The organism is Saccharopolyspora sp. (genome assembly GCF_017434145.1).
GTDB classification, from domain to species: domain Bacteria; phylum Actinomycetota; class Actinomycetes; order Mycobacteriales; family Pseudonocardiaceae; genus Saccharopolyspora_C; species Saccharopolyspora_C galaxeae.
Genome location: NZ_JAFRFW010000616.1, coordinates 1 through 8,561 on the forward strand (window position 1 = coordinate 1; position 8,561 = coordinate 8,561).

Sequence of the window (8,561 nt, forward strand, 5' to 3'; positions counted from 1 at the left end):
AGGCGCTCGGCGAGCACCGCCGCCGGGAACTCGACGGCGCGCTCGCCGAGTTCGGCGACATCCGGCAGCACTGGCTCGGCGGACCCGGCAGGTGGCGCGACAGCGGCATGGCCGGGCTGACCAGCAACAGCGCCGAAGGCGTGTTCGCCGCCGCCGACCCGGGCGAGGTGACCCGCGAAGTGGTTCGGCTGCTGCGCGCCGAACGCCCGCACGTCGTGGTCACCTACGACGACTACGGCGGCTACGGCCACCCCGATCACATCGCCGCGAACCGCGCGGTGATGAACTCGCTGGACCCGGCAGCGGACGCGGACTGGGAGCCGCAGCTCGGCGAAGCTTGGACGGTGCCGAAGGTCTACTGGATCACGCTGCCCACCTCGTTCGTCGAACGGATGCACGCCGCCGGAGCCACCGACTTCAACCCGGGCGCCGTACCGGACGCGAAGATCACCGCCGTGCTCGACGGCACCGCGCAGCACCCGCGCAAACTCGCCGCGCTGCGGCACTACCGCAGCCAGGTCGACGTCGATGACGACGGCTTCTTCGCCCGGATGGTGCGCCAACCCGAGTTCGTCCAGGAGCACTTCCTGCTGGTCCGCGGCGAACGCGGGCCCGGCGCGGGCGAGCACGACCAGGAAACCGACTTGTTCGCGGGGCTGTGAGCGCAGGCCCCGACGAAGACCAGTACCGACGCTGCGCACCAGGCGGAAAACCCCGGGAAAAGACGTACGGTTGACGGCGGAATCCCGTAGACCGGCTGGGGGAGCGCATGACCACGAGGGACCGCGCGGCCGGGCGCGCAGGGGCGGAGGCGACGACCGTCCCCGCGCTCGCGCTGCGCGGTGTGGTCAAGCGATACGGCGAGATCACCGCGGTGGACGGGCTGGACCTGACCGTGCCCGCCGGGACCTGCCTCGGGCTGCTCGGGCCGAACGGCGCGGGCAAGTCCACCACCATGCGGATGATCACCGCGCAGACCCGGGCGGACTCCGGCGAGATCGACGTGCTCGGTTTCGCGGTGCCGCGGCAGTCGAAGCGCGCGCGGGCCGTGATGGGCGTGGTGCCGCAGCTGGACAACCTGGACGAAGAGCTCACCGCGCGGCAGAACCTGGAGGTGTTCGCGCAGCTCTACCGGATTCCGCGCGGGCGGCGGGCGCAGGCGGTGCACCGGGCGCTGCGGCTGGCCCAGCTCGACAGGCGCGCCGAGACCAAGACCGACGAACTCTCCGGCGGGATGCGGCGCAGGCTGCTGATCGCGCGCGGGCTGGTGCACTCGCCGCGGCTGATGCTGCTGGACGAGCCGACCGTCGGGCTGGACCCGCAGGTGCGGCAGGAGCTCTGGGCGCTGATCGACGCGTTGCGCGCGGAAGGCGTGACCGTGCTGATGTCCACGCACTACATCGAGGAGGCCGAACGCCTCGCCGACGACGTGGCGGTGATGTCCCGCGGCCGGGTCGTCGCCCACGGCAAACCCGATGACCTGCGCGATGAGCACGCCGGTCGGGAAGTGCTGGAGTACTACGGCCCGCCGCACCGGCTCAGCGAGGTGGAGACGATCGCGGTGGACGCGGGCCTGGTGACCCGGCGGACCGGGCCTTCGGTTTCGGTGCTGCGCGCCGAGCTCATGCCCGAAGCCACGGCCGCGCGGCTCGGCGGCGGGCACCGCAGGGTCAGCAACCTGGAGGACGTGTTCGTGTCGCTGACCGGGGAGGTCGTGGAATGACCGCGCACGCGCCCGGACAGGCTCCGCAGCGGTTGCGGCGGTTCGAACTCGCCGCGTTCGCCGGGGTCTGGAAGCGGGAGATGACCCTGTTCCGCCGGTACTGGATCTCCAGCACGTTCTCCTCGGTGGTGGAGCCGACGATCTACCTGCTGGCGTTCGGGTTCGGTTTCGGCACGCTGATCGCCACGATCGGCGGACTGCCCTACATCGAGTTCCTCGGCACCGGTGTGGTGGCCACGTCGGTGCTGTTCACCAGCGCCTTCGGCGGCATGTTCACCACGTTCGTGCGGCGCAAGTTCCAGCACTCCTACGACGCGATGCTGGCCGCGCCGGTGGACGTGCACGAACTCGTCACCGCCGAGGCGCTGTGGCTGGGGGTCAAGGCCGGTGTGTACGGCTGCGCGCCGCTGCTGGTGGCGATGGTGTTCGGGCTGGATCCGGCGCCGGGCATGCTGCTGGTGCCGCCGACCGGGGTGATCACCGGTCTCGGCTTCGCGTTGTTCGGCATCTGGTGCTCGGCGATCGTGCCCGCGATCGACTCGTTCAACTACATCGTCAGCGCGGTGATCACACCGCTGTTCCTGGTGGCGGGCACGTTCTTCCCGATCTCGCAGTTGCCGGGCTGGGCGGGGACCGCAGCGGCGTTCAACCCGCTGTACCACTGCGTCGAGCTGGTCCGGCACGCCGCGTTCGGGCCGCAGCCCGCGGTGGACGTCCTGCACGTGCTGGCGCTGGCCGGGTTCGCTGGACTGATGTGGTTGCTCGCCTACACCGCGATGCGCCGCAGGCTGATCGACTGAGCGACGGCATGGTTGACCATGCTGGTTTCCTGGTGTTGCTGGGAGAACACTGGGGGTAGTCGATGCACGATTCCGTACCGGCGCGGATCGGCAGACGGACGGCGCTGGCAGGCGCCGTGGGCGCTTCGATCAGCACCGCGATCACCGCGCCCGCCGCCGCATCCGGGCCGACGTTCGCGATAGCAGGTGCCGCCGTCTTCGACGGCAGGCGATCGCTCGGCCCCGGCGCCGTCGTCGTGCGGGGCGCGCGCATCCTCGCGGTCGGCCCGGAAACCTCGTTGTCACGCGGCATCGACATCGTCGACGGGCGCGGGAAGACGGTGCTGCCGGGTCTGATCGATGCGCACGTGCACGCGTTCGGCCTCGATGCCGACCCGGTCCGCTTCGGCGTCACCACCGAACTGGACATGTTCACGTTCCTGGACCGGCTCGGGCCGTACCGCGAGCAGCGCGAATCCACGGCACCGACCCGGTACTCCGATCTGTGGACGGCGGGCACGCTGCTGACCGTTCCCGGCGGGCACGGCACGGAGTACGGCCCGATCCCCACGGTCGCCCCGGACGCCGGGCGCGCGGAGATCGCGCGATTCGTCGGTGCGCGCCTGGCCGAAGGTTCGGACTACATCAAGGTGATCAAGGACGACGGCACCTTGTTCGGCGGGCGGACTCCCACCCTCAGCGACCGGCAAGTGGGGTATGCGATCGAAGCCGCGCACGCGCGCGGAGCCCGATGCGTCGTGCACGTGGTCCAGCAGCGCGACGCGCTGACCGCGTTGGAAGCCGGAGCGGACGGGCTCGCGCACGTGCCGGCGGACCCGATGCCGCCCGAGGTCGTCGAGCTGGCGCGCCGCAGCGGGGCGTTCGTGACCGCGACGTTGAGCGTGTTCAACGCGTTGAGCTGCGCGGGCGAAGCGGACCGGGTGCTGCGCGACCCGTCGCTGGCCCCGTACCTGTCGCAGCGGCAACGCGACGGGCTGAGCGCGCGGTACAGGTGCAAGCCGGGCCTATTCGCCGCGGCGCGGGACAACGTTCGCGCCCTGCATGCGGCAGGTGTCCCGATACTCGCCGGAACCGATGTCCCGAACTCGGGAACCGCGCGCGGTGTCAGCGTGCTGTCCGAACTCGGGTTGCTGGTCGACGCGGGCATGAGTCCGCTCGAGGCGCTGCGCTCGGCCACCGGACTCCCGGCGCAGCGGTTCGGCCTGGAAGGCAGGGGCGTGCTCGAACCCGGCGCCCGAGCCGACCTGTTGCTCGCCGACGGCGACCCGACCAGCGACATCAATGCCATTCGTGACATAGCCGCCATTTGGCGCAACGGACGCCGGGTGGATCGAGCCGCCTAGGTAGTATTCGAATTCGCAACCTGCACCGCCGGACGGCGTACCGAATTCGTCGAGGACGGCTGCCCGGACAATGATGACCAGGGCTGACAGTGGCGGTATTCCGATTCCGCGCCGCTACCGCTGCCCGGTCGATGCTGCAACGGCACCTTGCGATGTCCAACTACGACGCGGTCAAACTCGCGGCCGAAGCCGCACGCAACACGTCATCGGTGACGAGGAACCTCAAGGAGGTGGCGGGCACGATCAAGCATACGACCACATGCGCCAGGCCGTTTTACGGCGCCACCGGCATGATCGCGTTCAGCCCGGAGAGTCACGGAAACCCGATCAACAAGGTCATGCCGATCATGCAGATCGATGCTGACGGGAAAACAAAGCAGGTGGACCTCGTGTGGTCGGACGGGGTGCCTTTCAACGAGGAAAACCGCAAATCGAGCAGCAGCGGACAAGGATAGTGAACGCGGGCTCAGGGTTTGCGGCCGATGGCGCCCATGATGCAGCGCTGCACGACGCCCGGTTCGACGACCGTCGGTCCGTCCGGCCACCACTCCAGCAGCGGCACCAGACCCTCGGCGGTCGCCGGGCCGGACGGGACGAGCTCCAGCCCGGGCAGCATCTCCGAGATCTGCTCGCGGGAGCGGAAGTGCTCACCGTCGAGGCCCTGCTCCAGCATGACCTCGCGGATGCGCCGCACCATGGCGCCCGCTTCGCCGCCCGGATCCCAGAAGTGGCTCAACGCCACGTACGAACCGGGCGCCAACGCCGCCACGTAGTCGCGCATGATCCCGACCAGGTCCAGGTCGTCGGGCTGGTGGTGCAGGGTCGCGCTCTGGTACAGCGCGATCGGCTGCGACAGGTCCAGATGATCGCGCACCACCGGATCGCCGAAGATCTCTTCCGGCTTGGTGAGGTCGCCTTCGATGTAGCGCACCGAGGCGTCGTCGTCGAGCAGCACGCGGCCGTGCGCGGCGGCCGACGGATCGTTGTCCACGTAGACCACGCGGGCCTCGCGGTCCATCCGGTGCACGACCTCGTGGGTGTTCTCCGCGGTCGGCAGCCCCGCACCCAGGTCCAGGTACTGCTTGATGCCCGCCCGCTCGGACAGGAACCGGGTGGCCCGGATGTGCCACGAGCGGTTCACCTTCGCCAGCACCCCGGCTTCCGGCACCAGCTCTTCGGTGGCGGCAACCGCGGCCCGGTCGACCTCGAAGTTGTCCTTGCCGCCGAGCGCGTAGTCGTAGCAGCGCGCCACGCTGGGCACGCTCACGTCCACGCGCGGCGGAACCTGGTAACTCTCCCCGACCACAGGTACCTCCCCGGTGTGCTGCGAACGCAGGTGATCATAACCAGCCGTCCGGAGCAGCAGAACCGGCTGTCAGCGGTGGGATTCGTACGCCTGGATCAGGTGGTCCTCCGCGTCGGAGAGGTAGCCGGCCAGGTCGGTGGCGGCGGATTCCAGCTCGTCGCGCGCGACCTTGTCGGCGATGACCCGGTTGCGTTCCACGTATTTCTCGTAGAAGCCGCGGGTGCGTTCCGGGTCGAGGTTGCCGTCCTCGTCGGTGGACATGACGTGGAACGCCAGCCGCAGCTCGGCCAGCAGCCCGGCCATGGCGTCGTTGATCCGGGGGCTGTCGGCGAGCCCGACCAGTGCTTCGTGGAAGCGCATGTTCGCGGTGCCGACCTCCACCCAGTCGCCGTCGCCGGTGGCCCGCTCACCTGCCGCGACCGCCCGGTCCACGGCCTCCACCAGCGACTTCTTGGTGGTCTCGGCGTAGCGGACGGCGCCGACCTCGATGATCCGGCGCAGCCGGTACAGGTCGGTGACATCGGCGGTGGTGGGCTTGCGCACCGAGACGCCCTTGTGCATCTCGTGCACCAGCAGCCGCTCGTGCCCGAGCAGCCGGAACGCCTCGCGCAGGGTGTTGCGCGAGACCCCGAGCGCGTCCTTGGCGCTGACCTCGGAGAGCTGGGTGCCCGGCGGCAGCTCGCCCTGGATGATGCGCTGCCGCAGCAGGTCGGTGACGCGCTCGACGGTGCTGGTGCGTTCGAGCAGGACGCGGTCGGCGGCCAACCGGTCGACCCACTGGGTCATGTGCGCTCCAGACTCGGGCTTGATCGGGAACCGAAAGTTTAACGACGGCGCCGCGGAACGTAGGGACGTCCGACGACCGAACGATACGCGCAGCTCAAGCCGCACCCCGACCGCGTCCGTGGGATTGTTGAACGATCGAACGTCCTACATGGGAAACGTGGATACGTTCTCAAGTCCTATTGATCCCGGGGTGAACGAGCCCTATCGTGTTCCCACCGCCGGGACGGCGGCACACCACGCCGGGGAAAGCCCAGCGCACGGCATTTGGGCAGGGTCCGCCCGGGCAGGGAACCCGCAGCGGAGCGGGAGGGGAGCGCAATGAGCGACACCAAGACGACCGGCGTCAACCGCGGCGCGCTGATCGGGGCGGTCTTCCTGATGGCCACCAGCGCCATCGGCCCCGGTTTCATCACTCAGACCACCGAGTTCACCGTGCAGCTCGGCGCCGCGTTCGCGTTCGCCATCCTGCTGTCGGTGCTGATCGACGTGGCCGTGCAGCTCAACGTGTGGCGGGTCATCGGGGTCTCCGGGATGCGGGCGCAGGACCTCGGCAACCGGGTGCTGCCCGGGCTCGGTTACGCGATGGCGGCGCTGGTGGTCTTCGGCGGGCTGGTGTTCAACGTCGCCAACGTCGCGGGCACCTCGCTCGGGCTCGATGCGCTGTTCGGACTGGACGCCAAGATCGGCGGCGCGCTCTCCGCGCTGGTCGCCATCGGCATCTTCCTGAGCAAGCGGGCCGGTGTGGCGATGGACCGGATCGTGGTCGTGCTCGGCGTGGTCATGATCGGGCTGACCAGCTACGTCGCCGTCGTGTCCGGGCCGCCGGTGGTGCAGTCGCTGCGGCATGCGGTGCTGCCGGACACCGTCGACTTCCTGTCCATCACCACCCTCATCGGCGGGACCGTCGGCGGCTACATCACCTATGCGGGCGCGCACCGGCTGGTCGACGCCGGGGTTACCGGACCGGAGCGCATCGTCGAGGTCAGCCGCAGTTCGGTGTGGTCGCTGCTGGTCACCGGGCTGATGCGGGCGGTGCTGTTCCTCGCGGTGCTCGGCGTCGTGGCCTCCGGGGTGTCGTTGAGCGCCGCGGGCAACCCGACCGCGGCGGCGTTCGGGCACGCCGCGGGCGAGGTCGGCGTGCGGATGTTCGGCATGATCCTGTGGGCGGCCTCGATCACCTCGGTCGTCGGCGCGGCCTACACCTCGGTGTCGTTCCTGGTGACCTTCTCGCCCGCGCTGCAACGCCGCCGCACCTGGCTGGTCGTCGCGTTCATCGCGGTGTCCACGGCGGTGTTCCTGCTGCTGAACCAGGCACCGACGACCCTGCTGGTGCTGGCCGGTGCGCTGAACGGGCTGATCCTGCCGGTCGGGTTCGGCGTGCTGCTGTGGGTGGGCGCGCGGCGCCGCGACCTGCTCGGCGGGTACCGCTACCCGCGCTGGCTGCTGGTGATCGGGGTGCTGGCCTGGCTGCTGTCGCTGTACTTGGGCATCAACTCGCTCAGCGGCATCGCCGGGCTCTGGCAGTGAGCGGGCGTCCCGGGAGAGGAGCGGACATGCGGATCGACTTGAACTCCGACCTGGCGGAGGGCTTCGGCCGTTGGGAACTCGGCGACGACGCTGCGCTGCTGGCCGTGGTCACCAGCGCCAACGTGGCCTGCGGGTTCCACGCCGGGGATCCTTCGGTGATCCGGCGGGCGTGCGCGGAGGCCGCCGCGCGCGAGGTCGCCGTGGGGGCGCAGGTCGGCTACCGGGATCTGGCCGGGTTCGGCAGGCGGTTCATCGACGTGCCGCCGCGGGAACTCACCGACGAGGTGCTCTACCAGCTGGCCGCGCTGGACGGCCTCGCCCGCGTCGAAGGCACCGAGGTCACCTACGTCAAACCGCACGGCGCGCTCTACAACGCGATCGTGCGGGACGAGCGGCAGGCCGCCGCGGTGGTCGACGCGGTCACCGCATACGACCGGAACCTCGCAGTCCTCGGGCTGCCCGGCTCGAAGTGGCTGGAAATGGCGGAGTCGGCGGGTTTGCGCACCGTGCGCGAAGCCTTCGCCGACCGCGCCTACACCCCGCAGGCCACGCTGGTGTCCCGCCGCGAACCCGGCGCAGTGCTGCACGATCCGGACGCCATCGCGCAGCGCTGCCTGCGGCTGGCGAACGGCGAACCGATCGAGGCGGTCGACGGCAGCGAGGTCGCGGTGCACGCGCAGTCGATCTGCGTGCACGGCGACAGCCCCGGCGCGGTGGTGATCGCCGAAACCCTGCGGGACCGGCTGCTGGCCCAAGGCGTCGAGCTGGCGCCGTTCGCCCCGACCAGGGGCGGGTGAGCCGATGCGGACGATGCGCTGCGCGGACTCCGGTCTGCTCGTCGAACTCGACGGCCTGCGCGAGGTGCAGGCGCTCTACGGCGCGCTGACCCGGGCCGCCCCGGAAGGCGTGCTCGACGTCGTGCCCGCCGCGCGGACGCTGCTGCTGCACTTGGAGGCCGGCGCGGACATCGCCGAGGTCGAACGCGCCGTGCGGGAGACGCGACCGGCGGATTCCCAGCCCGACGACGGCGGCCTGCTGCGCGTTCCGGTGGTCTACGACGGCGAAGACCTGGCCGA

10 protein-coding genes are annotated in these 8,561 nt (G+C 70.3%); 8 read left to right on the top strand and 2 right to left on the bottom strand.

Annotated features, from left to right (window positions below; translation table 11 throughout):
- The 5 genes from IJH84_RS16945 to IJH84_RS16965 form a co-directional block, all read left to right on the top strand.
- The coding region (locus tag IJH84_RS16945) for a PIG-L family deacetylase (protein WP_295146115.1) at positions 1-662 on the top strand (662 nt) is incomplete at its 5' end.
- Between the two features lie 107 nt (positions 663-769).
- Positions 770-1,723 (top strand): ABC transporter ATP-binding protein, encoded by a 954-nt coding sequence (locus tag IJH84_RS16950; RefSeq protein WP_200071072.1) that lies wholly within the window; start codon positions 770-772, stop codon positions 1,721-1,723.
- Positions 1,720-2,523, top strand: a complete 804-nt coding sequence (locus IJH84_RS16955; RefSeq protein WP_200071073.1) for an ABC transporter permease — start codon at positions 1,720-1,722, stop codon at positions 2,521-2,523. Before IJH84_RS16950 ends, IJH84_RS16955 begins: the two co-directional genes overlap by 4 nt.
- 62 nt (positions 2,524-2,585) lie before the next feature.
- Entirely contained in the window at positions 2,586-3,866 is a 1,281-nt protein-coding gene (locus IJH84_RS16960; RefSeq protein ID WP_295146118.1) for an amidohydrolase family protein, read from the top strand.
- Positions 3,867-4,018: 152 nt separating this feature from the next.
- Entirely contained in the window at positions 4,019-4,321 is a 303-nt protein-coding gene (locus IJH84_RS16965; protein ID WP_295146121.1) for a hypothetical protein, read from the top strand.
- Positions 4,322-4,332: 11 nt separating this feature from the next.
- Here the strand turns inward: IJH84_RS16965 and IJH84_RS16970 are convergent, their stop codons facing one another.
- Together IJH84_RS16970 and IJH84_RS16975 are read right to left on the bottom strand one after the other, a co-directional pair.
- Positions 4,333-5,172: an SAM-dependent methyltransferase gene (locus IJH84_RS16970; protein ID WP_200071076.1), complete on the bottom strand. Its 840-nt coding sequence runs from the start codon at positions 5,170-5,172 to the stop codon at positions 4,333-4,335.
- A 69-nt stretch (positions 5,173-5,241) separates the two neighbouring features.
- The gene (locus IJH84_RS16975) at positions 5,242-5,958 is read right to left on the bottom strand and encodes a GntR family transcriptional regulator (protein WP_295146124.1); all 717 of its coding nucleotides are present in this window, start codon (positions 5,956-5,958) and stop codon (positions 5,242-5,244) included.
- A 318-nt stretch (positions 5,959-6,276) separates the two neighbouring features.
- Here IJH84_RS16975 and IJH84_RS16980 point away from each other — a divergent pair, with 318 nt between their 5' ends.
- The 3 genes from IJH84_RS16980 to IJH84_RS16990 form a co-directional block, all read left to right on the top strand.
- Positions 6,277-7,485: an NRAMP family divalent metal transporter gene (locus IJH84_RS16980; protein WP_295146126.1), complete on the top strand. Its 1,209-nt coding sequence runs from the start codon at positions 6,277-6,279 to the stop codon at positions 7,483-7,485.
- A gap of 26 nt (positions 7,486-7,511) precedes the next feature.
- Positions 7,512-8,282, top strand: a complete 771-nt coding sequence (locus IJH84_RS16985; RefSeq protein ID WP_295146130.1) for a LamB/YcsF family protein — start codon at positions 7,512-7,514, stop codon at positions 8,280-8,282.
- A gap of 4 nt (positions 8,283-8,286) precedes the next feature.
- Positions 8,287-8,561, top strand: a 275-nt coding sequence (locus IJH84_RS16990; protein ID WP_295146133.1) for a carboxyltransferase domain-containing protein, incomplete at its 3' end; no start/stop codon positions are given.

What these genes read in the sequence shown, in the direction of transcription:
- IJH84_RS16980 (WP_295146126.1), top strand. Translation starts at nt 6,277, where the DNA reads ATGAGCGACACCAAGACGACCGGCGTCAACCGCGGCGCGCTGATCGGG.
- IJH84_RS16950 (WP_200071072.1), top strand. Translation starts at nt 770, where the DNA reads ATGACCACGAGGGACCGCGCGGCCGGGCGCGCAGGGGCGGAGGCGACG.
- IJH84_RS16975 (WP_295146124.1), bottom strand. Translation starts at nt 5,958, where the DNA reads ATGACCCAGTGGGTCGACCGGTTGGCCGCCGACCGCGTCCTGCTCGAA.
- IJH84_RS16955 (WP_200071073.1), top strand. Translation starts at nt 1,720, where the DNA reads ATGACCGCGCACGCGCCCGGACAGGCTCCGCAGCGGTTGCGGCGGTTC.
- IJH84_RS16960 (WP_295146118.1), top strand. Translation starts at nt 2,586, where the DNA reads ATGCACGATTCCGTACCGGCGCGGATCGGCAGACGGACGGCGCTGGCA.
- IJH84_RS16965 (WP_295146121.1), top strand. Translation starts at nt 4,019, where the DNA reads ATGTCCAACTACGACGCGGTCAAACTCGCGGCCGAAGCCGCACGCAAC.
- IJH84_RS16985 (WP_295146130.1), top strand. Translation starts at nt 7,512, where the DNA reads ATGCGGATCGACTTGAACTCCGACCTGGCGGAGGGCTTCGGCCGTTGG.